The sequence below is a fragment of the Pseudoalteromonas shioyasakiensis genome (assembly GCA_013391845.1).
Lineage (GTDB): Bacteria > Pseudomonadota > Gammaproteobacteria > Enterobacterales > Alteromonadaceae > Pseudoalteromonas > Pseudoalteromonas apostichopi.
The window spans coordinates 1,533,486-1,559,966 of sequence record CP058414.1; the positions used below are offsets into that span (position 1 = coordinate 1,533,486).

General features: G+C 38.2%; 25 protein-coding genes and 1 pseudogene. 25 read left to right on the forward strand and 1 reads right to left on the reverse strand.

Annotated features, from left to right (window positions below; genetic code table 11):
- Positions 1-404 precede the first annotated feature (404 nt).
- The 23 genes and pseudogenes from HYD28_07035 to HYD28_07145 all read left to right on the forward strand — a co-directional run bounded on the left by HYD28_07035 (position 405) and on the right by HYD28_07145 (position 23,207).
- A complete protein-coding gene (locus HYD28_07035) occupies positions 405-1,433 on the forward strand; it encodes a flagellin (protein ID QLE08742.1) in 1,029 nt (342 codons plus the stop codon).
- Between the two features lie 161 nt (positions 1,434-1,594).
- Positions 1,595-2,620, forward strand: coding sequence for a flagellin (locus HYD28_07040; protein QLE08743.1), 1,026 nt, complete (start codon positions 1,595-1,597; stop codon positions 2,618-2,620).
- Between the two features lie 87 nt (positions 2,621-2,707).
- Complete coding sequence (locus tag HYD28_07045) at positions 2,708-3,130, forward strand: flagellar protein FlaG (protein ID QLE08744.1); 423 nt, start codon at positions 2,708-2,710, stop codon at positions 3,128-3,130.
- A 24-nt stretch (positions 3,131-3,154) separates the two neighbouring features.
- Positions 3,155-4,561: a flagellar filament capping protein FliD gene (fliD, locus tag HYD28_07050; GenBank protein QLE08745.1), complete on the forward strand. Its 1,407-nt coding sequence runs from the start codon at positions 3,155-3,157 to the stop codon at positions 4,559-4,561.
- 19 nt (positions 4,562-4,580) lie between these two features.
- On the forward strand, positions 4,581-5,006 hold the full coding sequence (gene fliS, locus HYD28_07055; GenBank protein QLE08746.1) for a flagellar export chaperone FliS: 426 nt from the start codon (positions 4,581-4,583) through the stop codon (positions 5,004-5,006).
- Positions 4,999-5,292, forward strand: a complete 294-nt coding sequence (locus tag HYD28_07060) for a hypothetical protein (protein QLE08747.1) — start codon at positions 4,999-5,001, stop codon at positions 5,290-5,292. Before fliS ends, HYD28_07060 begins: the two co-directional genes overlap by 8 nt.
- 82 nt (positions 5,293-5,374) lie before the next feature.
- Positions 5,375-7,492, forward strand: a complete 2,118-nt coding sequence (locus tag HYD28_07065; protein ID QLE08748.1) for a motility associated factor glycosyltransferase family protein — start codon at positions 5,375-5,377, stop codon at positions 7,490-7,492.
- Positions 7,467-8,657: a UDP-N-acetylglucosamine 4,6-dehydratase gene (locus HYD28_07070; protein QLE10507.1), complete on the forward strand. Its 1,191-nt coding sequence runs from the start codon at positions 7,467-7,469 to the stop codon at positions 8,655-8,657. Before HYD28_07065 ends, HYD28_07070 begins: the two co-directional genes overlap by 26 nt.
- On the forward strand, positions 8,657-9,817 hold the full coding sequence (locus HYD28_07075) for a LegC family aminotransferase (GenBank protein QLE08749.1): 1,161 nt from the start codon (positions 8,657-8,659) through the stop codon (positions 9,815-9,817). Before HYD28_07070 ends, HYD28_07075 begins: the two co-directional genes overlap by 1 nt.
- Complete coding sequence (locus HYD28_07080; GenBank protein QLE08750.1) at positions 9,817-10,641, forward strand: aminotransferase class IV; 825 nt, start codon at positions 9,817-9,819, stop codon at positions 10,639-10,641. Before HYD28_07075 ends, HYD28_07080 begins: the two co-directional genes overlap by 1 nt.
- Before the next feature lie 27 nt (positions 10,642-10,668).
- Positions 10,669-12,018: an NAD(P)-binding protein gene (locus HYD28_07085; protein QLE08751.1), complete on the forward strand. Its 1,350-nt coding sequence runs from the start codon at positions 10,669-10,671 to the stop codon at positions 12,016-12,018.
- The gene (locus HYD28_07090) at positions 11,999-12,397 is read left to right on the forward strand and encodes a hypothetical protein (GenBank protein ID QLE08752.1); all 399 of its coding nucleotides are present in this window, start codon (positions 11,999-12,001) and stop codon (positions 12,395-12,397) included. Before HYD28_07085 ends, HYD28_07090 begins: the two co-directional genes overlap by 20 nt.
- A gap of 10 nt (positions 12,398-12,407) precedes the next feature.
- Entirely contained in the window at positions 12,408-13,598 is a 1,191-nt protein-coding gene (neuC, locus tag HYD28_07095) for a UDP-N-acetylglucosamine 2-epimerase (hydrolyzing) (protein ID QLE08753.1), read from the forward strand.
- Positions 13,595-14,617, forward strand: a complete 1,023-nt coding sequence (gene neuB, locus HYD28_07100; protein ID QLE08754.1) for an N-acetylneuraminate synthase — start codon at positions 13,595-13,597, stop codon at positions 14,615-14,617. Before neuC ends, neuB begins: the two co-directional genes overlap by 4 nt.
- A complete protein-coding gene (locus HYD28_07105) occupies positions 14,614-15,594 on the forward strand; it encodes a hypothetical protein (GenBank protein ID QLE08755.1) in 981 nt (326 codons plus the stop codon). Before neuB ends, HYD28_07105 begins: the two co-directional genes overlap by 4 nt.
- On the forward strand, positions 15,584-16,573 hold the full coding sequence (locus tag HYD28_07110) for a GNAT family N-acetyltransferase (protein ID QLE08756.1): 990 nt from the start codon (positions 15,584-15,586) through the stop codon (positions 16,571-16,573). The genes HYD28_07105 and HYD28_07110 overlap by 11 nt, the downstream gene beginning before the upstream one ends.
- A gap of 3 nt (positions 16,574-16,576) precedes the next feature.
- Positions 16,577-17,237 (forward strand): annotated as a pseudogene (locus HYD28_07115) (class I SAM-dependent methyltransferase).
- A gap of 12 nt (positions 17,238-17,249) precedes the next feature.
- A complete protein-coding gene (locus HYD28_07120; GenBank protein ID QLE08757.1) occupies positions 17,250-18,293 on the forward strand; it encodes an NTP transferase domain-containing protein in 1,044 nt (347 codons plus the stop codon).
- Positions 18,294-18,301: 8 nt separating this feature from the next.
- Positions 18,302-19,291, forward strand: coding sequence for a Gfo/Idh/MocA family oxidoreductase (locus HYD28_07125; protein ID QLE08758.1), 990 nt, complete (start codon positions 18,302-18,304; stop codon positions 19,289-19,291).
- 1 nt (position 19,292) lies between these two features.
- A complete protein-coding gene (locus HYD28_07130) occupies positions 19,293-19,985 on the forward strand; it encodes an acylneuraminate cytidylyltransferase family protein (GenBank protein ID QLE10508.1) in 693 nt (230 codons plus the stop codon).
- A complete protein-coding gene (locus tag HYD28_07135; protein ID QLE08759.1) occupies positions 19,982-20,800 on the forward strand; it encodes an SDR family oxidoreductase in 819 nt (272 codons plus the stop codon). The genes HYD28_07130 and HYD28_07135 overlap by 4 nt, the downstream gene beginning before the upstream one ends.
- A gap of 42 nt (positions 20,801-20,842) precedes the next feature.
- Positions 20,843-21,625, forward strand: a complete 783-nt coding sequence (locus tag HYD28_07140; protein ID QLE08760.1) for a flagellin — start codon at positions 20,843-20,845, stop codon at positions 21,623-21,625.
- A gap of 142 nt (positions 21,626-21,767) precedes the next feature.
- A complete protein-coding gene (locus HYD28_07145; GenBank protein ID QLE08761.1) occupies positions 21,768-23,207 on the forward strand; it encodes a sigma-54-dependent Fis family transcriptional regulator in 1,440 nt (479 codons plus the stop codon).
- A 29-nt stretch (positions 23,208-23,236) separates the two neighbouring features.
- On the opposite strand, the gene HYD28_07150 is transcribed toward HYD28_07145, so the two are convergent.
- A complete protein-coding gene (locus HYD28_07150; protein QLE08762.1) occupies positions 23,237-23,827 on the reverse strand; it encodes a DNA-3-methyladenine glycosylase I in 591 nt (196 codons plus the stop codon).
- 128 nt (positions 23,828-23,955) lie between these two features.
- Here HYD28_07150 and HYD28_07155 point away from each other — a divergent pair, with 128 nt between their 5' ends.
- Positions 23,956-25,068 carry a PAS domain-containing protein gene (locus HYD28_07155; protein QLE08763.1) on the forward strand — a complete coding sequence of 371 codons (1,113 nt, stop codon included), beginning with the start codon at positions 23,956-23,958 and terminating at the stop codon, positions 25,066-25,068.
- Positions 25,065-26,468, forward strand: coding sequence for a sigma-54-dependent Fis family transcriptional regulator (locus HYD28_07160; protein QLE08764.1), 1,404 nt, complete (start codon positions 25,065-25,067; stop codon positions 26,466-26,468). The genes HYD28_07155 and HYD28_07160 overlap by 4 nt, the downstream gene beginning before the upstream one ends.
- The last annotated feature ends 13 nt before the right edge of the window (positions 26,469-26,481 follow it).

The window sequence follows — 26,481 nt, forward strand, 5'->3', positions numbered from 1 at the left end:
GTCAAAACTTTGACTCAAAAGAAAAGCGCCTTTGTCTAATGGGGTATTAACAAAGGCGCTAAGATAGGATTATAAAGCGGAGGCGCTAAAAATCCTGACAGTAGTGTTCTAACATTTGTAAGAACATAAAGTTTATAGCACAAATTATGCCATAATTTGTGAAAAAGAACCCACTCTTAAACTTATCTCTTCCAAGGCTCCTGTTATAGGAGCCTTTTCTCATTCTTTAGTGTTTATTTAATAGTTGGCCTATTAATTGCTCTAGTTCTTTTAAGTTAATCAACTAATCAGCAAAGTGGCAGTTTTTTGCCCCAAGGCGACTTAGATTTGCCGCTGTAAGGGTCACTTTGTCAAGTTCACTTTTAAAAGTGACTTAACTTTGACAGATAAGAAGAGAGTAAATTATGGCTTTATATGTAAATACTAATGTTAGTGCACTAAATGCACAAAGACAGTTGGATAGAACAGGTACGGATTTAGATACTTCTTTTAAACGTCTTTCATCAGGCTTGCGTATTAATAGTGCAGCTGATGATGCTGCAGGTTTGCAAATTTCTGACCGCTTACAATCGCAAATCCTTGGACTAAGCCAAGGTAATCGAAATGCTAATGATGCTATATCACTTGCACAAACTGCCGAGGGTGCGATGGATGAGTTAACGAGCAACTTTCAACGTGTAAGAACATTAGCTCAACAAGCTGCGAATGGATCAAATACAGATGAAGATCGACTTGCGATTCAAGAAGAAATCAGACAGCTAATGGCTGAAGCAAACAGAATTGCTTCTGACACTACTTTTGGTGGGCAAAACTTACTAGATGGTACTTATGCCGCAAGTTTTCAAGTTGGTGCCGATGCTGTGCAGACAATTGGGTTTAGTATGCAAGAGGTGGGTGAGTCAACTAACGGTAATAATAGCTTAGCAGCTAACAATGGCTTTACTCTTTCAGGGATTGCCTCTGTTGCTTCAGCTGTTACAGGAAAAGCTTTTGTAGCAGCAGCTTCTGGAAGTTCAGCTGCGGCTGTTGCTGGCTTACTCGATGCGGATGCACTAGCAACATTATCAGCGCTGGATACAGCTTTTGCTAGTTCAGATGCTGCTTTCTCTGTTGTTTTTACGGAAACAGGTATTTCGGTATCAAGCCAAGTAGGTGCGCAACTTGTAATGGCTGGTATGGATTCACTAATAGCGGTAGTAGATAAAAAACGTGCGGAGCTTGGTGCTGTGCAGAACCGTTTTCAATCTACAATTCGTAACCAAGCAAATGTATCTGAAAACTTAAGTGCGGCAAAATCACGAATTAAAGATGCTGATTTTGCAGCTGAAACAGCAATACTAACTAAAAATCAAATCTTACAACAAGCAAGCCAAACAATCCTAGGTCAGGCAAATCAACGACCTCAAGCTGCTTTAAGCTTGTTACAAGGCTAAAATTTAAAAATTATTAAAAAATTTACAAATAAAGCTAAAGCTTTCGCTTAATCAGACGATAACTGATTTAGAGAACTATAAATCTAGGACTCTAAGTCGGTTAAATAGCAGGGTAGGGGTATCCCGCTGTTTAGCTATAAAATGATAAAGCGGAGGCTAATATGGCTTTATATGTAAACACAAATGTGAGTTCTTTGAACGCACAGCGCCAGTTAATGAAATCTGGCAACTCACTGGATACTTCATTCCAACGATTATCATCAGGTTTGCGCATTAATAGTGCTAAAGATGATGCTGCTGGTATGCAAATCTCTAACCGTTTGACAGGCCAACTTAATGGTTTGAATCAAGGTAATCGTAATGCTAACGATGCAATTTCACTGGCGCAAACCGCTGAAGGTGCACTAGACGAAGTTACATCAATGTTCCAGCGTGTACGTACGCTAGCTCAACAAGCATCAAATGGTTCAAATACTGATGAAGACCGTTTAGCGATTCAAGAAGAAATACGCTCTTTGATGAGTGAAGCAAATCGTGTTGCAGAAGATACTTCATTTGGTGGACAAAACCTCCTTGATGGTACTTACTCAGCAAGTTTCCAAGTGGGTGCTGATGCCGTTCAGACGATCGGCTTTAGTATGAAAACAGTGGGTGATACTGCTAATGGTGCAAACAGTATAGCTGCTAATGGCGGCTTTACATTATCAGGTCTTGCTAACGTAGCTTCTGCAGTTACAGGAAAAGCTTTTGTAGCAGCAGCTTCTGGGAGTTCAGCAGCGGCTGTTAAGGGATTACTAGATACTGAAGCTTTATCTGCTTTATCTGCACTTGATAGCTCATTTGCAACTTCTGATGCCGCATTTTCAGTTGTGTTTACTGAAACAGGTATCTCAGTATCAAGTCAGGTGGGTGCTCAGCTTGTACTAGCAGGAATGGATTCATTAATTGCTGTTGTTGACAAGAAACGTGCGGAGCTTGGTGCGGTACAAAATCGCTTTCAATCTACGATACGTAATCAGTCAAATGTCGCTGAAAATTTATCAGCTGCTCGTTCTCGTATTCAAGATACTGACTTTGCGACAGAAACAGCGAACTTAACTAAGATGCAAATCTTACAACAAGCTAGCCAGTCCATTTTAAGTCAAGCAAATCAACGCCCTCAAGTAGCGCTTTCATTACTAGGTTAATGTTTGTTTTATAAGTCACTTCAGAGCTCAGGAAATTTGCCCCGAAGTGGCTTATACTGACAGAGTAAGATATTAAGAGGTGCTACAATGATAGATCTTAATTCAATGCAAAGGTTGAATGATAACCACGCTACTAGTGGGAACTCTGCAAATTTAAATGCTGAAATAGTTGATACCAAAGCAGATAAAGGCACAGAACTTGCTGGCAGAGAGGCTGTAGACATTGAGCTGGATTCTAAACAGAATGAGCAAAAAGACAAAAAAGATCTGATTGCTGAAGTAAAGCAGAACTTAGAAAAGCTTAATAATTACATACCCGTCACTTCAACAAATTTAATTTTTGAATTTGATGAAAAAGGTGATCCGCCAATAATAAAAGTTTTAGATAGAGAAAACGATGAAGTTATTAGGGAGATCCCAACTGAAGAGTTTCGTGAAGTAGCTAAAGCTTTGGAAGAATTTGCCGATAAATTAACCAATAAAGGTTTGTTGTTCGATAGAACTGCATAAAGTTTAGTATTTAGGAGTATTAGAATGGCATTAATTACATCAGCAGGAGTTGGCTCAGGGCTCGATCTCGAAAGCATTATCAGTGCAACACTATCAGCTGAGAATACCCCTAAAATACAAGCATTTGCTGAAAAGCAAGAGTCGCTACAAGTGGAACTATCTTCGTTAGGCGAAGTTAAGTCTGCAATGTCTAAGCTGCAGGATACAATAGAAAAACTAGCCGATATTGATAATTTCAATAAACGTATTGCAAACATCAAGCAGCCGGCAAGTGATGATGGCGATCTGATATCAGTGACACCAACATCTGATATTTCACCTGGGGACTTCAACATTGAAGTGGTTGAGCTTGCGCAGGGTAGCCGGGCGACATCTAATGCCGGGCTATTTACCTCAACAGATGATGTTGTTACAGCTTCAGGTGGTACATTATCATTCGCTGCGGGTGATAAAAGCTTTGACTTAACTCTGGATGCAGGAGCTACGCTTGCTGACTTACGCGATGCAATCAATGATTCTGACGATAACTTTGGTGTAACAGCAAATATAATAAATACAGGTACCGAATCAAAATTAGTACTTACATCAAATGTGTCAGGTGAAGGTAATGACTTAGTTATTACTAATGACACTGCTGAACTAGATAATGTTTCGACACTTGCCAACGATGGTGTTAGTGCAGGTGGTATTGCTATTGCTGCAGGTGATGAAGCCAAAAGTGCAGAAATCAAAGTTGATGGTATTTCTATTGTTAATGATACCAATACATTTAAAGATGCTGTTCAAGATATGACTATTGTCGCTAAGCGTCAGAGTGTTGACAATGAAACAGCTAAACTTTCAGTTGAAGTAGATACTGCAAGTGTGACGAAATTGGTCGATGAGTTTATCTCTAATTATAACAATTTAATTGGTCAGATAGGCTTACAAACTAGGATCGGGAAGCCTTTAAATAGTGATGCGACCTTACGTTCATTTGATTCTCAATTAGTTAATGCTTTATCTACAGAGATAACTGATGCGGGCCCCTTCACGAGTATATTTGATATTGGTTTGGGTGTTAATAAGGAAGGCTATATTGAGAAATCTAGCCTAGTTCGTAGTTTGAATGAGGCAATGGATGAGAATTACGATGATATTGGTAAAGCATTCGCGGGTGAGGGCGGAATAGCTAAGCAGTTAGAGTCACTTCTTGAAAATTATGTTGAGAATGATGGTATTATGAAGCAGCGAGAAAATAGCTTAAACTCTCAACTAGAAGATCTAGAGGATGATGTTGCAAACCACGAATATAGAATGGAGTCTCTAGAGGCTCGATTAAGGCAGCAGTATGCAGGGCTAGATGTATTGCTAGCGCAAATGCAATCTACTCAAACTTATTTAAGTTCACAACTTTCAAGTTTACCTGGTTTCACGAAATCAAGTTCTTAACAAATTAATTAGGTGATTTATGTATAACGCTAAAGTGAAAAATTATCAAAAGGAAGCACTTAAAACTCGATTGGCTGGTGCTGATCGATATGAAGTGATTCAAATGTTATTTGCTGGGGTACTCGAAAAGTTGGTGCATGCTAAAGTATCAATAGAATCTAAAAATTATGAAGCAAAAGCTGAGCACATATCAAAAGCTACCGCAATAATTGAAGCCCTACGAGGTTGTTTGGATTTTAAACAAGGTGGAGAAGTAACTGAAAATTTATATGCATTATATAGCTATATGATTGATCGCTTAGTTGACGCAACTATGAATAATGATGCATCAATTTTAGAAGAAGTTGGTAACCTGATAAAAGAGATTAAATCGGCTTGGGATGCAATTCCTGTTGATGTAAGAATGCAAGCCCTTGATGAGCAGAGAGAAAGTCAAGTTGGATAAAGTTTTAGAGCTCAACACTGCTCTTGTGGGTATCAAGGCTAAACTCGCAGATAAAAGTAATTTAGATTTTGAGCTACTAACTCTTAAGTTTAAACAATTAGATAGTTTAGTGAGAGAATTCTCAGATAAAGAGTTAATTGAGAATAAGATTCAAATAGAAAGCTCGCTAAACGAAATGATAGAACTTATTAACTTGTTAGAAAGCAATAAAGAAACCGTTAAAATTGAATTAGGTGAGTTTATGAGAAATAATAATAAGTTAAGAGCATACAAAACCCCTAAGTAGAACTTAACATCTGACTAAGTTTTAGTACCTAGGCATAAAACTTGCTCTTTAAATGCTGATAGAGAAAATACTAGGTAATAAGATGAAAAACTATAGTAGTGAAATTAAAGAGCTCGAAGAGCTCTTGGTAGAAAAAGAACTGTTATTAAAAAGAGAGAGGATATTAGCTGACAAAGCCAATATTTTATTTTCAAATAACAAATCTATGTTCGAAGAGTATTACCCCGATATTGGAAAATTTATTTCGGGATACCAGCCTAGAGAAGATTTTTGTCTGCATGCAACAGCCGATGGTGCAGCTAACTTTGTACCATCAGGAAGTTCAATACCATTATATGGAAACACGCCTATAGAACAAGCCCAAAAACAGGTTGAATATTACACTAAAAATGCAAACTATAGCCGAAGAAATTATTTCTTGGGAAATGAAGTTAAAATTAATGACGAGCGTATTCATATTCAATACGTTGCCAAGTTATATAATAGTTTTTTAGAGTGTTCAGGGTTGGAAGTGCTTAAAGAGCTTCCTGAACATTATCCTACTTGTTTAGTTTTTGGGATTGGCCTTGGGTATCACTTACCAGCGCTTTTAGAAAAACATACGTTTGATTATTTATTTATTTGTGAACCAGATGAAGAGCTGTTTTATGCCAGTTTGTTTTGTATTGACTGGTCTAAAATAGTAAAAGATATTGATGATCAAGGTGGGTGTTTATTTTTAAATATAGGTATTGGTTATAATGAATTTTTCAATAGTGTTTCCGCAATTAGTGAAGATATAGGCGCCTTTTCACTCATAAACAGTTTTTGCTATCAGCATTATCCGTCTGATGAAATTAATAAAGCAATTAAAGAGTATTTTGATAATTACTACCATCTTCACCATGGCTATGGATTTTATAATGATGCAATTACAGGGTTGTCACACGCGATTCATAATATAGAAAATAATATTCCCTGCTTTATTCCTAATAGGCAAGGTCTACAATCAATGAAAAACGTTCCTATCTTTGTAATAGGGAATGGTCCTTCACTTGATGAAAGTCTTACTATTTTAAAGAAGTACCAAGGTAAAGCGATAATTTTGGCTGGTGGTACGGCACTACAAACTTTGGAAAAAGCGGGTATTGATTGCGACTTTCATATTTTAGTTGAAAGAACAAAGTTAACGCTTGATATTCAAAAGGCGATAAAGCCAGAGTCAGGATATCAACAGAAAAATTTATTGGCTGTAGATGTGATGTACCCAGATGTTTATGATTTATATAACTGGGGAGGAATGGGTATGAAGGGCCCTGAAGCTGCATCTTCTTTTGTTCGCTTACAAATTTTAAAGAATTTTAATGTGAATGTTCGCCCATTACCTGGAGCTGGACCCCTTGTTTGTAATACAGCACTATCTTATGCGTTAAATTTTGGCTCAAAGGATATTTATTTATTTGGTGTCGATAACGGAGCTGTCGACGTTAAGCAAAGTCATTCAAAGCTGAGCATATATAAAGATAAGAATTTTTCAGATAAGTTTAAACCATTAGAAGGTGCATCTATTAAGCTTAAAGGTAATTTAGACTCTGATGTTTACGCTACTACTTTTATGAGCACAGCAAAAAGAAATATGGATATTTTATTGTCTAACTTAAAAGACGTAAATGTATACAATGTTGGAGAAGGTGCCGAAATTGAAAATGCTTATCCAACGAGAGAAAATGAGTTGTTGTTGTCCAATTTACCAGATTTAGATAAGACAAAGGTAATTGCAGATATCAAAAAGAACTTTTTTAAAGCGATACCGAAGAATGACTTAGAAGCAGATTTAGCTTTTGATATGTTTGATGAGCTATGCGATCACCTTATTTCTATTGGTAAACGAGAGTTTAATTCTCGAAATGAAGCTCATGAACTTATGAAGGCACAGCAACGCGTTATTTATTCGTATCGCAAAACTAAATATGAACACCTTTTCCATATGCTTAAAGGATCTCTACTGTATATTCATTGTCCTTTAGTTACTTTGCTCTATTATTACAAGGATGAGAAAGAAACTTTAAAAGTATTTAGAAAAGCTTTTGATGTTTGGTTAGATTTTTTAGAAACAGTAAAAGTAGATTTTAGACTTAATTTTAAAACGAAATGTAATTGGTCAAGACCTGAATTCCTCGAAGAACAATGTGAAAATAATGAAGTTACTACATCTGCTTAATCGCAACGAAAATTTGTTTGATGATGACCTGGCTAGTTTTGACGACTATTTAAGTGACTTAGTTTCACAGTCTCGTTTTTTAGTTTTAGGAGGTGCAGGAACTATTGGTCAATCTGTCACTAAAGAACTATTCAAAAGACGACCACAAGTTCTACACGTTGTAGATATAAGTGAAAACAACTTAGTTGAGTTGGTGCGAGATATTCGTTCTTCATATGGATATATAGGAGGAGAATTTAAAACATTTTCACTCGATATTGGTTCGCTTGAGTTTGAGTCATTTATGGCTTATCAATCTGGCTATGATTATGTTTTGAATCTCTCAGCACTTAAACATGTTCGCAGTGAAAAAGACCCATTTACGCTCATGCGTATGGTTGAGACCAATATTTTTAATACGCAAAAATCTCTCTTCCAAGCGATAAATAAAAGCGCTAAGAAGTATTTCAGTGTATCAACAGATAAAGCAGCAAACCCGGTCAATATGATGGGGGCCAGTAAGCGTATTATGGAATTATTCTTAATGCAGGAAAGCAGGAGATTGCCAGTTTCCATGGCCCGGTTTGCAAATGTTGCATTTAGTGATGGTTCTTTAATGCATAGTTTTGATATGCGTATAATGAAAGAACAGCCGCTAGTTGCCCCAACTGACGTGCTTCGTTACTTTGTTACTCCAGAAGAATCAGGACAGTTATGTTTGCTATCGTGTCTATTGGGTAATAATTTAGAAATATTTTTTCCAAAACTAAACGATGCGTTACATTTACAAAGCTTTTCAAATTTAGCAAGCCGTTACTTAAAACTAAGGGGCTTTGAGCCTTACTTATGTGAATCTGAAGAACAGGCTAGGCAACTATCAAAAACCCTTCCAAAAAAAGGTAAGTGGCCTTGCTTATTTTCAAGCTCAGATACTTCTGGAGAAAAGCCTCAAGAGGAGTTTTACACAGAGCAAGAGATAATTGATTGGCACCGCTTTTCAAATGTGGGAGTTATTAAGCAGAGCCCTGTTTATGATGAGGAGCAGTTGCGCATTTTTTCTGAAGGTATTTCCGATCTAAGGCATTCTGGAAAATGGACATCTCAAGATATAGTGTATTTGTTTGAGAGTTTATTGCCTGAGTTTCAGCATTTGAATCTAGGTAAGTCATTAGAGGAAAAAATGTAGTGTTTTCCAGCAATGATTTAATTTCTTTTATTCGTAGTTACTATAATGATGATTCGTTTATTCCTTTACATAGACCTACATTTGATCACCACGAGAAAGAAAATGTATTGGACACAATTGAAAGCAGTTTTGTTTCAAGCGTTGGAGGTTATGTTAATGAGTTCGAAAAGCTTCTAGAGTCTTATACGGGAGCTACAAAGGCGGTTGCTATGGTTAATGGAACCGCTGCTTTACACTGTGCTCTGTATTCCGCAGGAGTAGAGCCAGGTGATATTGTAATTACTCAAGCTGTTACTTTTGTAGCTACATGTAATGTTATTCATTACTTGCATGCTACTCCTTTATTTATTGATGTGAACAAGTATAGCTTAGGGTTATGTCCAGATGCTCTTTCTCAGTACCTTGAAGAGAATGCTTTAATTGACATTGATGGACAATGTAGGCACAGAAAAACGAGTCAAATTATTCGTGCAATTGTGCCCATGCATACATTTGGCCATCCTGTTCAACTTTTTGAGTTAAACAATGTTTGTCAAAAATGGAATATAGTATTAGTTGAGGATGCTGCAGAGAGTCTAGGTTCATTGTATAAAGGTAAACATACAGGTACATTTGGTAAACTTGCAGCTTTAAGCTTTAATGGCAACAAAATTATTACGACTGGCGGAGGTGGGGCTACGTTATGCATGGACGAGAATTTAGGCAAACATGTAAAGCATTTATCTACAACAGCTAAAGTGCCACATCCTTTTGAATACTATCATGATGAAATGGGCTTTAACTATAGAATGCCTAACCTAAACGCTGCGCTTGGATGTGCTCAAGTTGGTAAACTCGACCAGTTTGTATTATCGAAAAGAGAACTTGCTAGAAAGTATCAATGCTTTTTTGATGGTTCCAAATTTTCGTTTGTTACAGAGCCAGAGTATGCGCGTTCAAATTACTGGTTGAATGCAATTATATGCCCATCTAAGATAGAAAAAGAACATCTATTAAAAGAAACAAACGCTAATGGTGTAATGACAAGGCCATTATGGCAATTGGCAAATACATTACCTATGTTCGAAGGGGCATTACGTGGAGCTCTACCTAATAGTGAATGGTTGATAGATCGAGTAGTTAACTTGCCTAGCACACCATTAGAAAAGAGTTGTATTTAATGTTTTGTAAATATGTCCTGATAGACGGTCATGTTGTCAGAAATGAAGATGCAAAGATAAATGTTACCGATATGGCTGTATTGTTTGGCTTTGGTGTCTTTGAATCAATACATGTTTCTAATCGACAACCAGTGTCAATTGTTAAGCATTTAGAAAGATTTACAAAAGCATTAGCTAAATGCAATTTTCAAAAATTGTTAAACCTACCTATTAGTGATTATGTTAGAGAATGTATCGAACATAATGATTTGGTTGATGGACAAATTTTAATTGTGGCTACAGCTGGTGTCGATGGTGAAGGGGGGAGAATTGTAATACTTGCTAAAGCATTTACGCTGCCAAAAAGTGAATTGAGGCTTGTAAAAGCGAAAGTGTTACCTGAATTTCGAAGTGCTCATTCGGATATGAAACTCACTAGTTGTGCTTCTACCCTGCTTACAAGAAATGACTTATTGAAATCAGGCTTTGATGAAGCAATTGCTTACCGGGGAGATTGTATTACAGAAGGTTTGTCATCTGCAATTTGTGTAGTATTCAAAGATAAAATTGTTGTGGTATCTAGCACACATCCTATTTTACCAAGTGTAAGTCTCAAAAATCTTTGCCAAGTATTTGATAGAAATCAACTTAATTATGTTTCACATGAAGTAAAACTAGATGATCTTAAAGATTGCGAAGAGATTTGGATGGTCTCTTCAACTTGGGGAATTCGTGCAGTAAAAATGTTTTTTTGGGATGGAATTGAACAAGAACTTCAATTCAATTTGGCCCAAAAAGTGCATGGTTACTATCAATTAATGTTAAATAATCAAGAATTTGATTAATAACATAATAAAGTTTTAGGTGAGTGTATGAATAATAGTTTTGATGATGTAATCGTCGGTGCTGGCATTGCAGGTATTGTTGCAGGTTTAGTGAAAGCTAAACAGGGGCGAAGAGTTTTATTGGTTGATAGTGCACATGTTGCTGGTGGTCTGATGAAGTCGATGCATACTGAAGAGGGGTATGTGTTTGACTACGGGACTCACCTTCTTAGCGAGCTTGCGATAGACGAACTTGATGATTTATTGTTTAGTGAAGTTAGAAAAGGTGACTGGCTGCAGTTCGATTATTTAAAATCTGGGCATTACATTAAGGGGGTGCTCGGAGAAAAATCCCCAGTAGTTGATGCAGGTACTATGGATTTAGCCAACTATTATAAGGGGCTTTATGAATTAGTAGAGACTGTTTCTCAACGCTCATCCAGTTACGAAAATCTTATCGAGCATCTTAACTGTACATTTGGTTCGACCATAACAAATCAGCTCATAGCACCTGCAGTAGAAAAGCTATTTTATGAACCTGCATCTAACTTAGCCCCCGACTCGCACCTACTCTTTGGATTGGCTAGAGTGCAGGGGTTTAGCGCTGAATCAGTTCGAATACTTAAACAATTTGAGCCATTAAATGAGGCTTTAGCGTTTCGATCGCATCATGAGGGAAAAACCGGGCAAACTCGTTTCTATCCAAGAACAGGTGGCATTGGTCAATGGGTGAATATTCTCCTTGAAAAACTTAGTGGTTTTGGAGCTCAGGTTTTACTTGGTACTCAAATTGAAAGTCTAGGCGTAGAAAATGGCATTGTTAACAAATTAACACTTTCAAATGGTGAACAAATTCAATGTAACTCTTTGACTTGGACTGTTCCTTTGTTTGGCTTGCTGCGATTACTCCCAATTGAGCTTACAAAACCCATTGAGCCACTAAAGTTCTTGGACTCTTATCTTGTACACCTGATTGTTGATAGAGCACCCATTACAGATTTACACTATTACTGTAATTATGATCCCGCTTTTAGTCACTTCAGAACAACTTTGTATTCGAATATGCAGAGTAAAGGAGATGAATTAGGTTATCGTGCAACTGTGGAAGTGTTTCGACCTAATGATTCTGACTCTTCAAAACCAACTGGGGATAGAATATTAAAAGAGCTCATTGATTGCGGTGTTTTCCCTTCTAATAGTAAAGTAGTGTATGAAAAAGCTGAACTACTTAAAAATAGTTTCCCTATACCGACGATTAACTTTAGAAAAATGCAAAGTGATCAGCTTTATATAGCTAAAAAGTACATCAAAAATATAGAGTTGTTTGGTAAAGCTAGGGGTGACATTTTCTTTATGAACGATGTAATTGTTGATGTATATGAAAATGCAACAAGATAATAAAAAATGTCCTGGTATGAAACGTTCATTTGAACGATGTGAGCGCTTTCTCGCTGATAATAATAAGTCAGCGGCATTCTTTGTCGCTGCACTTGCATTTCGTGATAGGCTTGAAGCAGTTTATGCGGTTTACCTACTCCAATGTGGGCATGAACTTTGCCGTTCATTTGGAGTTAAAGCAAAACTTAATGAGTTACAGCGATTGAATTTACTCTGCTCGCATGATTTAGAATTATTTTCTCGAGCATTAAGCGCCATAGAAAAATTTGAAAATGACGTTTTATGGACAGTTACGGATGTTGATTGTTCTTCTTTAGATTTAGTACTGGAAGCTGCGAAAATCGCAGACAGGCTAAGAAAATCAAATCTTGAAGGTTAAAATGAGCCTTATGGAGAACAAACAAATCCAGGCGCTACCCAAAGTTATGCTAGTGACGACTTCACGAGCTGAGTTTGGTCTGTTTTATTGGCTCATAAAAGAGCTAGAATCAAGTGATTCAGTAGAATTTCAACTTGTCGTTACAGGTAATCATCTGGTACCGGAACAAGGTTATACAGTCGCTGAAATTGAGTCTGAAGGTTTACCAATCGCAGAAAAAATTGACATCATTATTGCTGGGAGCAGTGCTGCTGCTAAAGCTAAATCATCAGCTTTAGGGATGATGAGCTTTACTGATATATTTTCTCGTAGGCAGCCAGATTTGGTAATCGTAATGGGTGATAGATATGAGCTATTAGGAATAGTATCTGCTGCGGCATTGATGTCAATTCCTGTAGCGCACTTTTCTGGTGGTGAAATTACAGCAGGTGTTGTTGATGATATTGTTAGGCACGCACTAACAAAGCTTTCGTACCTCCACTTTGTGACTCATGAAAGGCATCGGAAAAGAGTCATTCAACTAGGGGAGAGTCCAGAAAGAGTCTTTAACGTTGGTGAACCGGGGTTAGAGCACCTCTTTAAAACACCATTACTCAATAGAGAAGAATTATCGAAAAGTATAGGTTACTCATTAACTGAAAAGTTTATGCTCTTTACTTTTCATCCTGTTTCTTCAGATTGTTCTTTAAATCCTGCTGAGCAACTTCGAGAAGTTCTAAAAGCACTAGCACATCATGATAATTATCAAGTTTTGATGACATATCCTAATACGGATGAGGGAAGTGATTGCTTATTACCTCTACTTAGAGATTTTGAATCAAAAAATGCTAATAGGGTTAAGCTTGTCCCATCGCTTGGCTTTAGGCGATACCTTTCGGCTCTAAAGCATTGTCAGCTTGTTATTGGTAATTCATCCAGTGGACTTGTTGAAGCCCCATGTTATGGAAAAGCTACAGTCAATATAGGTTCAAGACAGGATGGAAGGCTGAGAGGGGTAAACGTTATTGATTGTGATGTATATTATAGAGAAATTGTTGACGCAGTTGCTAAAGCTTTGACTCCACAGCATCAATTAATCGCAAGAAATGGCAGTAACCCATATGGTGATGGTAAAACGGTTGGTAAAGTAATTGAAATAATTAATAAACTTAAGTTCCCATTGCCGAAAATTAAAAGTTTTTATGATCTTGAGGATTTATGAATAGTGTCAAAATAATTGCAGAGATAGGTGTAAATCACAATGGTAGCTTGGAGCTAGCTAAACAATTGATTGATCTTGCAGTTGAAGCAAAAGTTGACTTTGTTAAGTTTCAAACTTTTAAATCAGAAGCCGTTATCTGTAAAAATGCAGAAAAAGCTGAATACCAGAAAAATAATACTGGGTGTGGAGATAGTCAGTTAGACATGGTGAAGAAGTTAGAGTTAACTTTTGAACAGCATAGAGAGCTCAAAAAGTATGCCGAATCTAAAGGAAGCCAATACCTAAGTACACCTTTTGATCTTGAAAGCTTGAGTTTTTTACTGGATCTTGGCCTTAAAACAATAAAGATTCCTTCAGGGGAAATCACGAATTATTTTTTATTGACGGAAGTTGCTAAGCATGAAGTTAATATTATTTTATCTACTGGGATGTCAACAATAGATGAGATATGTCATGCTGTTAGGATTCTGAAATTTAATAATAAAATAAAAGAAATTACAGTGTTGCATTGTAACACTCAATACCCAACTCCTTATCATGATGTTAATCTAGCAGCAATGAAAACTATGGCAGATAAGCTTGGTTGTAAAGTGGGTTATTCTGACCATACTTTGGGCACGGAAGTGTCAGTAGCAGCTGTCGCTCTTGGGGCTTGTGTTATAGAAAAGCATTTTACATTATCACGCTTGTTACCTGGGCCAGATCATTCTGCATCAATTGAACCGTGCGAGTTAAGGAGTATGGTAAAGGAAATTCGAAATATCGAGAAGGCAATTGGTAAGCCTGAAAAAGTAATTACATCTAGCGAAGTGAATAACATAAACATCGCACGCAAATTCCTTGTAGCGTCTAGGTCAATTTTAGCTGGACAAGAGTTTAGCTTAGAAGATTTTAGCGCTAAGCGTACTGGAGTTGGTGGTATATCCCCCATGTTGGTAAAAAATCTAGTGGGTAAGATAGCAAAACATAACTATAAAATTGATGATGTTATCCAACACTCTGAGAACGATTCAAAGTGAAAATATTTGGGGGAGAGATAGGCATTCCTGAGCAGCATACAGAGATTTTCGCTTCAGGACGGAGTTCTTTGAGGCGTATTTTAAGCTGTTTTGAACAAGGTAGGAAAATTTTACTACCAGATTTTTTGTGCCCTATCGTTTTTGATGAGTGCAATCGTTTTGCTGCTTCAATTGAGTTTTATTCAGTCTTACCTGAATATAAAGTCGATTGGCAAAACTTGCCCTTGGAGAATTTCGATATTTTGTATGTGGTGCACTATTTTGGGTTCGTTACAGAACTTCCCAGTGATTTACCAGAAGACTTAGTTATTATTCATGACTGTGTTTTTTTACCTTGGATTGATCCTGTATTTTCTTCATTACCAAACCACCAGATAGGATTTACTAGCTTTCGCAAAATTCTCCCAATTGTAGAAGGGAGCTTATTAGTTTCGACAAGAGCTTTACCGGCTTTTGATAGTGATACGCGATTCTCAGTAAATGAGTTTAGTAAAGCCAAGTTTGAGGGAGCAAAGTATAAGGCACATTATCAAGCTTCAAAACAAAAAAATTCTGAGAGTGAGGAGCTATATTTAAGTCTACTAGCAGAAGGTGAGAGTCTGATTAATGGGGGAAGAGATATTGAGACTGTTTCAAAAAGTTATGTTGCAAATATCTCCAATTGTATGGGCTTAAGTCTAAAAGGTTTAAATGATAGGCAGCATAGATTTACAAAGGTTCAAACTATTCTAGAGCAAACTAAACAAAGCCCCATTTTTCCTAGCTTTTATCCTGTGAAAGTTCTTAATGCAGCGTCAGTCCGCATGAAATTAGCCTCTCAACGTATATATCTACCGCACTTTTGGCCATTAAATGATAGTTATTTAGGGGTTGGGATGAAACAATTTAATAATTTATTGTTTATTCCTCTCGCGCCGGAGCATGATATTGGCTTGTTTAATCAATTATTAGAGGTCGTCTCAGAGCATGTTTGTTAATTTTTATGTCGCTAAAAATTGGTTTGAGGGGCTCTCAGGTGAATATAGGTATCCAACTATTGATCCTGAATATATCCAGCTAGAAACAATATTTAATCCCAAACGAGAAGCAATTTATTATTTAGTTGAAAGCGGAGATAAGTTTTATTACGTCGCTGGATACTTGACTTACAGTGATAATGGAATTATTGATTTTGAGACCCCTAGAGGATATGGGGGGGTAGTAACAAACATTAAAGAGATGACTGAGCTTGAAAAGTTGCAAAGTAAGTGTGGGTTAAGCTTTAAAGAGCGAGGAGTGTTATGTGGTTTTATTAGAAATATTCCTATCTTAAACAACCATACAAAAACGTCTCTCAGGAGTTGGCGCGATAGGTCTACACTTCTTATTGACCTTGAGAACCCTGATTTATTGCAAAGCTATAAAGTTAGAGCCAGAACTGCAGTAAAGAAAGCGAAAAAGTCAGGTGTTGTTATTCATGAAGCTAACAGCACAGCGCAATGGCAAGAATTTGCTTCTCTTTATGCAAATCGTATGGCAGAGCTAAATGCTAGCAGCGAATACTGTTATGACATAGATTATTTCTCGGAATTAGAAAAGCTTAGCAGTGCATCTTTAATATTAGCGTACCTTGACGGTAAACTGATAAGCGGCTGTGTAATACTCAAGTGTGGAAATTATTCAGAATATTATTTATCTGCATCGAGTAAATGTGGAATGAAATATGCTTCAACTCAGGCGTGTTTGCACTATTCGGCACAAATGAGCCGGGAGAATGGAGCTAAATTCATGCATTTAGGTGGCGGATTAAGTGATAGCGAAAATGATTCTCTCTATTTTTTTAAATCTGGGTTTACAGATAAGCATTTGGACTTTTTTGTGAGTAGTTGGATATTCGATGGTGAAAGCTATCGGGTTCTAAAAGAGAAGTATAAAGCGCAAGTAAAAACTGTTAACAGGGTAATTTTTTACAGGTGATATATGGCTTGGAATAATGTTTGGGAGCAAGTGTTTTCTTCTCAAGAGTGGGGTAAATACCCAGGAGAAGATGTTATACGTTTTGTAGCGCGCAATTTTTATAATTTAAAAGATAGGCGAAGTGTTAAAATACTTGAAATTGGCAGCGGACCTGGTGCCAATTTATGGTTTTTGGCCCGAGAAGGGTTTAACGTATATGCAATAGAAGGCTCTGAAACTGCTGTAAAGCAATCTAAAAATCGTCTCAACAATGAGGTTCCTGGGTGGGCTGGAGAGATAACAGTTGGTGATTTCTCATCCCTACCGTATGAATCTGATTTTTTTGATGCAGTAATTGATATTGAAGCTGTAACCCACAACCCATTTATCGAGTCTAAGCAAATATACAAAGAAGTGCACCGAGTACTTAAAGCCGGCGGAAAGTTATATTCTCGTACATTTGCTAAGGGAACGATAGGTGATGGTTTCTGGTGAATTAATTAGTAAAGATTGTTATTTACCCGAGGAAGGTCCGATGGCAGGGAAAGGGCCAACTCGATTTACCCATGAAGATGATATAAAAGTGTTATTAAGCCCTTTTTCTAATGTGAGTTATGGTGCAATAAGTCGCGAAGAGGAGGGAGTATTAATCACTAAAGAATGGTGTATTACAGCAATAAAGTAAGGGGTATCAATTATGAATGATGGTTGGACCAAGTCTATTTTACCACTTCCAGCAACAATGCAAGATGCTATAAAAACATTAAATGAATCGTCTATTAAGTTAGTTTGCTTGACGAATGCTCATGGAGAGTTGAAGGGAGTAATTACTGATGGTGATATCCGTCGTGCAATTGTTTCCGGTAAAGGGTTAAGTACACCAGTTGTTGAGTTTATGTGCGAAACACCTATCACAATAAGTCCACAAGACAGCAGAATGTCTAGGAAAAAGGCATTCGAACACCACAAGTTACTATATATTCCAATAATCAGTTCACAAAATAAGGTGATCGATATTGAAATTTCTCAGTCAGTTACCACTTTAACACAAAGCAATACAGTGTTTTTGATGGCTGGGGGTTATGGTACTAGATTACGGCCGCTAACAGAAGAATGTCCTAAGCCGCTGCTCAAAGTTGGCTCTAAACCTATATTGGAAACGATAATCGAAAGTTTTGTGAATTACGGTTTCCAAGAATTTAAAGTATCGGTCCACTACTTAGCTGACCAGATCAAAGATTATTTTCAGGATGGTCTTAAGTTTGGCGTGGATATTGGTTACGTTGAGGAATCTAAACCATTAGGTACTGCAGGTGCATTAAGTTTGTTGCCAACACAAACGGATCCATTAATTCTAATGAATGGTGATTTGTTGACTAAAGTTGATTTCAAAGAACTGCTAACTTATCACCTAAATGAACAAGCTCAAATCACTATGTGTGTTCGAGAATATGAATATCAAGTGCCTTATGGTGTTATTAACGTAGAAAATAATCAGGTAAAAGAGATAATTGAAAAGCCTATTGAGAAGTACTTCGTAAACGCGGGGATATATGTGCTCTCTCCAGAGGTTGTCAATTCGTTAGAAAAAGGATTTTATAAGGATATGCCAGATCTTATTAATGAATACTTAGACAAGGGAGAAAAGGTAGCACTATTCCCTATACATGAATACTGGCTTGATATTGGTCGAATGGCTGATTTTGAGCGAGCTCAAATTGATTTTTTACATAACTTCTAGGGATTATTTTGAAAGTTTTAGTCTCTGGATATGGTGGTATAGCAAAACGTCATATCAAAAATTTAATGTCTCTAGTTAATGTTGAACTCATGGTAGTAGTTCGTCAAAGTGAAATGGATTTGGAACAAGAATACGGCGTCCCTATTTTTGTCTATCAAAGCTTTGAACAGGCATTGGAAGAACACATATTTGACCTTGCACTAATTTGTTCGCCAGCTTCAGAGCACTTTAAACAAGCCTGTATGCTTTTTCAGCTAGGTGTTCCTTGTTTTATTGAAAAACCTGTGTGTTTAAATTCAAAAGAAGCAAAAGAGCTATTGAAGTCATATAAATTGAACCCCGTTCCAGCATTGATTGGCTATGATTTGAGATACACTGAAGGTTATCTAAAGGTTAGCAAAATTTTGTCTGAATTGCGGCTAGGAACTATTTGGCGTTTATCAGTAGATGTGGGGCAATACTTACCTGATTGGCGACCCAATAAACCGTACCAAACTTGCGTATCTGCACAAAAAAAATTAGGCGGTGGTGTCTTAAGAGAGCTTAGTCATGAACTAGATTATTTAGTAGGTTTATTTGGATTAAAGCTAGATGATTTGAGTGTTCTTAAACGTAATCATTCTAATCTTGAGATGGATTGTGAGAATGAAGTAATAATTTTGAGTTTGGCATCAATCGAAAGTCAATTCCCTAAGGTTAGCTTAAACCTCAAAATGGACATGCTTTCCAGAAAACCTTTTCGTGTTTTGAAAGTAAGTGGAACTGAGGGGGAGTTAGTATGGGATTTGATAGCCCAGCAGATCATTGTTTTTCAGGCAGGAGTTGAGGAGACAATATCTACTTTTGATTCCACTGATCAGCCATATTTGCGTATGCTAAAAGACTTTATTGACAGAGTTGTTAACTCAAAATGTGATTCAGGTACCTTAAAACAAGGTATAAGAGTTATGGAATTGATTGAACAGGTTGAAAAAGAGGGAATACAGATCAGTGGCTAGAATCTTTGTAATAACATTTGCTAGAGAGGGATCAAAAGGCATAAAGGGAAAAAATATCAAGCACATGAATGGTAAACCATTACTTGCATATAGTATTGACTTGGCAAAAAAGATACCAACAGTACACGATATTTTTGTTTCTACAGATGGTACGGAAATTGCTGAAATTGCACGTGAATATGGTGCTGAAGTTATAATCAGGCCTGCTGAATTAGCAAGTGATAGTGCTAACGAATGGGATGCATGGCAACATGCCATTAAATATTTGAAGGCGAACTTTGGCATGCATGATGATGATCTATTGTTAAGTTTACCATGTACGTCTCCTCTAAGAAGTTTGCCAGATATTAATAAATTAATAGAAGAGTTCAAAGATTCTTCTAGTGATCTTGCGTTGTGCATCACAGAATCTGCAAGAAACCCTTATTTTAACATGGTTAATGCTGATAATAATGGAATTGTTAACTTGGTTTGTGATGCAGGAAAGTTTCACCGCAGGCAAGATGTACCGAAAGTCTATGATATTACAACCGTGGGTTATTTGACGACAGCTAGGTTTATATCATCAGCAAATGGAGTCCTTTCAGGTAAAACGCTGGGTGTCGTTGTTCCTCGAGCGAGCAGTATTGACATAGATGAACAATTGGACTTTGATTTTGCAGAATTATTGCTAAAAAAGCGGGAACAAATATGAGAGCTATTTCACAGTTGTTAGATTTGCATAAAACTTGGACACTAATTACTGGCGGTGCGGGGCATGTAGGTAGAGCTTCGGCAGAAACTATTTTGGAGTTAGGTGGAAATGTTATTTTAGCAGATCGCGATATAACTTCCTTAAATGAATTAGTTGAACATGAGTTCAACAAACCTTTTGCTACAGGTCGCTTATTTATATTACAAGTTGATCTAGCTGACCAAAATCAAATCCGTCATATGATGGATGAGGTGTCGAAAATCACTGGTGGTATACTTAATGGTTTAATAAATAATGCTGCCTTTGTTGGTACCGATAGATTGGATGGTTGGTGTGTACCTTTTGAGGAACAATCTACCAATACATTTAATGATTGTTTAGGCGTTAATTTATCTGCTCCATTTTTGTTAAGTCAACAAGCTTATGAGTTGATGAAGAATCAAACTCATGGCCCAAAGAGTATTATAAATATTTCCTCTATCTATGGGGTGGTAGGACCGAAAATGGAACTTTACGAAGGTACAGAAATGGGGAATCCTGCAGCATATGCTGCAAGTAAAGCTGGTTTAATGCAATTGACGCGCTGGATGTCAGCGAATGTAGCACCTGCAGTTAGAGTTAACAATATTGTTTTAGGTGGTATTGAAAGAGGTCAGCCTGAGAGCTTTTTAGAGAAATACAATGCTAATGTTCCAATGGGAAGGATGGCAAAAGAAGAAGATATTAAAGGTGCTATTGCATATCTAAGCTCTGAGCTTTCAAATTATATGACAGGGCAAAGTTTATTTTTAGATGGTGGTTGGACTGCTGTATAAATAGTCTATACTTCAAAATGACTATAATTTTTGGAGTTAGACATGAAAATAGATAACTCAAATTCCTACCTTAACCAAACTCAGCAAACGGGCAATAAGCTTGCTGAGCAATTAGCGTCAGGTAAAAAAGTAAACTCAGCGGCAGATGATGCTGCTGCACTACAAATTATTGATAGATTAACATCACAGCAAGATGGCTACAGTCAAGCAATTAACAATGCGTACGATGGCATCTCTTACTCGCAAGTAACGGAGTCAAACCTATCAGGTGTAAATGATGCCGTCTCGCGTATACGAGAGCTGTCCATTCAAGCGGGTAATGGTGCGCTTACAGACAGTGACAGGGCTGCACTTCAAGAAGAAGTGTCGCAATTGCAAACACAAGTTTCAGAAACATTCGAAAATGCCTCATTCGGTGGTAAACCTTTATTTGATGGTGAACAAGTGTCTTTTCAGGTTGGCCCAGATGCTAATACCACACAATCAGTGACGCCATCGGATGGTAGTATTGCTTCAGTTATTGCGGGAATCGATATTTCAACGCAAGCAGGGGCACAAGCTGCCATAGATATTAGCGACCAAGCAGCAGAGGAAATTAACGCTCAAAGAGCTGAGCTAGGCGCTTTTCAAAACACCTTAGCGAGTACGATAAAAGGTTTAGGTAACCAGCGAGAGAATATTGCTGCGAGCCAAAGCCGAATAGAAGATACTGACTATGCAAAATCAGTGTCTGATCAAGTAGCTAATGATATTTTGTCACAAGCATCTGTTACTTTGCGTGGTCAAGCAAATCGTTCAGCTGAATCCATTTTAGGTTTACTTTAATTCTTTAGTATTAAATTCAGGGGCTAAGTGACTATTTTTTGGCGTTGATGTCAATAAATTGCCGCTTAGCGCTTGCATCCCTCCTAAACTCGCTTACAATTTAGAAATTAACTAACCTCGTGGTAACTGTGGTTCGCCAATAATGATCTTAATTTTAGACAATAATAATAATCGTGCGATAGGTTTACATGCAGCACTTACCTTCATTGGTGAAACTGCACAATTAGTTGATGAGACTTCGTTACAGCCTTTTTGTGAAAAACATCAACAGCAAGAATGCATGGTCATTCTTGGTGCTTTACAGCAGCTAAATCACGAGGCTGTGATCAAACAGTTTCCTGCCATTCCGTTTTTATTAATTGGTGAAACACTCAAACCGTTACTAAGCATTGCTAATGTTGTTGGTTTAATTTGTGAGCCGTTTAACCATGACGTAACTACTCAGCTATTGCATGATTGTCAGCAATATCAGCGCATGCTACCGGGTGACCATAAACAAGCTAAATCCAATAAGTCATTTGATGGTTTAGTCGGTGAAACCGAAGCTGTAAAAGATGTGCGCTTTTTAATTGAGCAAGTAGCAAAAACCGATGCAAATGTGTTGATCTTAGGTGAGTCAGGCACAGGTAAAGAAGTTGTTGCACGTAACGTTCATTTACTCTCTAAACGCAATACAGGGCCATTCGTGCCGGTAAACTGTGGTGCTATCCCTGGCGAGCTTCTAGAAAGTGAGCTATTTGGCCATGAAAAGGGTGCTTTTACGGGCGCTATTTCTGCACGAAAAGGGCGCTTTGAATTAGCGCAAGGCGGCACGCTGTTTTTAGATGAAATTGGTGATATGCCTTTGCAAATGCAGGTTAAACTACTACGTGTGTTGCAAGAGCGTAGCTATGAGCGAGTAGGGGGTACTAAGCCTATTCAAGCTGACGTACGAATTATTGCTGCAACTCACCGTAACCTTGAAGAAATGATTGAAAAGGGCGACTTCCGTGAAGACCTTTTTTATCGCTTAAACGTGTTTCCAATTGAAAACCCTTCGCTAAGTGAGCGTGCTGACGATATTCCTCTACTTTTAAAAGAGTTAATGCGTCGTGTTAACGAGCAAAGTGGCACAACGGCCAAATTTACTGAGCGTGCGATTCAAAGCTTAAAAGAGCATGCGTGGCCGGGGAATATTCGTGAGCTTGCTAATTTAGTTGAGCGTATGGTGATCATGTTTCCTGATAAAGTGGTTGATGTGCCAGACCTTCCAGCTAAATATCGTTATATCGAAGTTGAGGCTTATGAACCTGAGTACCCTGAAGAGTTGATGGAGCGAGATGCGTTCAACGATATTTTCAGCACTGGCTTTAGTGATTATGATGATGAAGAACCTGATGTACCAGCAACAACGGTTGACTCAGGTTTACTCCCTGATGAAGGCATTGAGCTGAAAGAGTATCTTGCTGAGCTAGAAATCAGCTTAATCAGCCAAGCATTAGAGCGCTACGATTATGTTGTTGCACGTGCAGCAGAAATTTTAGGTGTTCGCCGTACCACACTGGTCGAAAAAATGAAGAAATATAACCTAACGCGCGACTAAGCCGCGTTAGGTGACTTCCTCGATTTTATCTATTCGTACTCACTGATTATCTCAGCCTTTCTAAAGCAATCATTGCTATGATCATTTACCATGCCGCAGGCTTGCATATGCGCATACACAGTGGTTGGACCTAAAAACTTAAAGCCGCGCTTTTTTAAATCTTTGGCAAATGCTCTTGAGGCTTCAGTAATAGCCGGATAGTCTTCTAATTTATCAAGGTTGTTTACCAAAGGCTTGCCATCGACAAACTGCCATTGGTAGTTTGAGAAGCTGCCAAACTCTTTTTGAATTTCAATAAAACGTTGTGCGTTATTGATAGTCGCAGCTATTTTGGCGCGATTACGAATAATGCCTTCAAACTGCATTAACCGTTCGACGTCGTCTTCGGTCATTTGGGCAACCTCTTCAACTACAAAGTTTTTGAAGGCACTGCGATAGCCATCACGCTTTTTAAGTATGGTATACCAACTCAGTCCCGCTTGTGCTGACTCTAGGGTTATAAACTCAAATAAACGGTGATCATCATATAATGGCACCCCCCATTCTTGGTCATGATAGGCCACATAATCTTCTTTGCTGGTATCGAGCCATGGGCAACGACAATGGTGTTCTTTTTGCATTATTTCCTCGCGATTGTCATTTTTTTGTCAGTGTTGTTTTTGTCTTTAATTTATTGAAATAAAACAAAAATAAATTTGGTACGAATTGTGCATTTAGCTAGGTAGACACGATTTTTTGAGTATTGATTATGGCCTTAGCAAATGTCCTAAAACCACAATTTATCACAGCCAAACAATATAACCCATGCTTACTACAAGAAGAGTATGTGGGTGAGTTGAGCGAGTTGCGCCAACAAGCCAGCTGGTTGGGTCATTTGGTGGATACTATGCCCGCAGGTGTAGTTGTTTTAGATGGCCGAGGTATGATCGCGAAAGCAAATCAAATTGCCATTGATATGCTAGGTGAGCCCCTTGAAGGTGAAAAGTGGTTTAGCGTTATTCAACGTTCATTTCGACCACAACAAGATGATGGGCATGAAGTATCACTCAAAGATGGTCGTTTAATTAAGCTTGATATTACTGCGCTTGCCCCAGAGCCAGGACAGTTAATTTTAATGACAGATTTAACTGAAACCAGACGTTTACAAAAGCGGATGGCACATATGCAGCGCTTAAGTGCGCTTGGCAAAATGGTTGCTTCGCTTGCTCATCAAGTCAGGACGCCGCTATCTGCTGCCATGTTATATGCCGCAAATTTAGGCTCAAAGCGTCTCCCAGAAAGTTCTCGTGGTAATTTTCATACAAAGCTAATGTCGCGTTTAAAAGATTTAGAAACCCAAGTGAATGACATGCTGTTATTTGCCAAAAGTGGCGAGCAACAAGTGGTCGAAAGTGTGTCGATGCAGCAGTTACTTAATGAAGTAAAAGCGGGTGCTGATGCTATGGTTGCTCAAAATAACAGTGAACTTAGCGTGAACTTACCAGAGCCAGATATTGAAATTGTGGGTAATAAAAGCGCTCTGGCGAGCGCTATTCAAAACCTGATCCATAACAGTATTCAAATCATTGGCTCTGAGGCTGTGGTAACACTGAGTGCTGAGCGTGACGAAACTAGCGAAAACTGTGTTCGCATCAGTGTCAGTGATAATGGCCCAGGTGTTGATTTACGCCATGCCAATAAATTATTCGAACCTTTTTACACTACCAAAAGCCAAGGCACGGGGCTTGGACTTGCAGTTGTAAGTTCAGTCGCCAATGCGCACCAAGGACGGGTTGAAGTGACTAATAATGCTCATGGGGGAGCATGTTTTAGTTTGATCTTGCCAATTAGTGCAGAACCAATGTCAGCGGAGGCAAAATGAATACTAACTCTATTTTAGTCGTTGAAGACGACGCAGGCTTACGAGAAGCGCTAATCGATACCCTTGAAATGTCGGGTATTGATTGCGTTGCTGCAGATAGCGCTGAACAAGCGATGATCTTGCTTAAGCAAAATAGCTATTCATTGGTTGTTAGCGACGTGCAAATGGGCGCTATGAGCGGCCTTGACCTACTACGTAGCATTAAACTTAATTATCCTGAGCTGCCGGTATTAATGATGACGGCCTATGCCACCATTGATGATGCTGTAGAAGCAATGCGTCTAGGCGCGATTGATTACATGGCTAAACCGTTTGCCCCAGAAGTGCTTCTTAACATGGTGAGCCGTTATTTGCCTGAAAAGGAAAAAGAAACTGATGGCCCAATTGTTGCCGATCCATCGAGCATTAAGCTATTAGAACTTGCGAGTAAAGTTGCGCGCTCCGATGCCAGTGTTATGGTACTCGGCCCAAGTGGCTCGGGTAAAGAAGTGTTGGCTCGTTTTATCCACGACAAATCAAATCGTAGCGATGCCCCCTTTGTTGCTATTAACTGCGCGGCTATTCCGGAAAATATGCTTGAAGCAACCTTATTTGGTTACGAAAAAGGGGCGTTTACCGGCGCTATTCAAGCCTGTCCTGGTAAATTTGAACAAGCTCAAGGTGGTACCATCTTACTTGATGAAATTACTGAGATGGATTTAGGCTTACAAGCTAAATTACTGCGTGTACTTCAAGAGCGCGAAGTAGAGCGCTTAGGCGGACGTAAAACTATTGAACTTGATGTTCGCGTACTCGCCACAAGTAACCGAGATTTAAAAGAAGCGGTGAGCGAAAATCTATTTAGAGAAGATTTATATTATCGCTTAAATGTGTTCCCGCTAATGTGGAAACCACTGGCTGAGCGTCCTGGCGATATTATTGTATTGGCTGAGCATTTGATAGAGCGTCATTGCCTTAAAAGTAAAGAGCCTATCGCTCAACTAAGTGAGAGTGCGAAACAAAAGCTACTATCGCATGCTTGGCCAGGTAACGTACGAGAGCTTGATAACGTTATTCAACGGGCGTTGATATTATGTGATGGTAATAGTATTCATCAAGACGATGTTTTTATTGAAGAGTTGTTATCTGCCGATATCAAGCCAGTCGCTACGCCATCACACAATGCACCGGCTTATCAAGAGCAGCCTGTAGAGGTTAATATAGATACCGTGCCACAAGTAAGCGAGCAAGGTAATTACAAAGACGAGCTGAAAGATAAAGAGCATCGTATTATTTTAGAAACCTTAGCGCGCTGTAATGGTAAGCGTAAAGAGGTTGCAGAAACCTTAGGTATTAGTCCACGCACTTTACGTTATAAACTGGCGCAAATGCGAGACTTAGGTATAGCCTTACCTGCATAGATTCCTTCCAAAA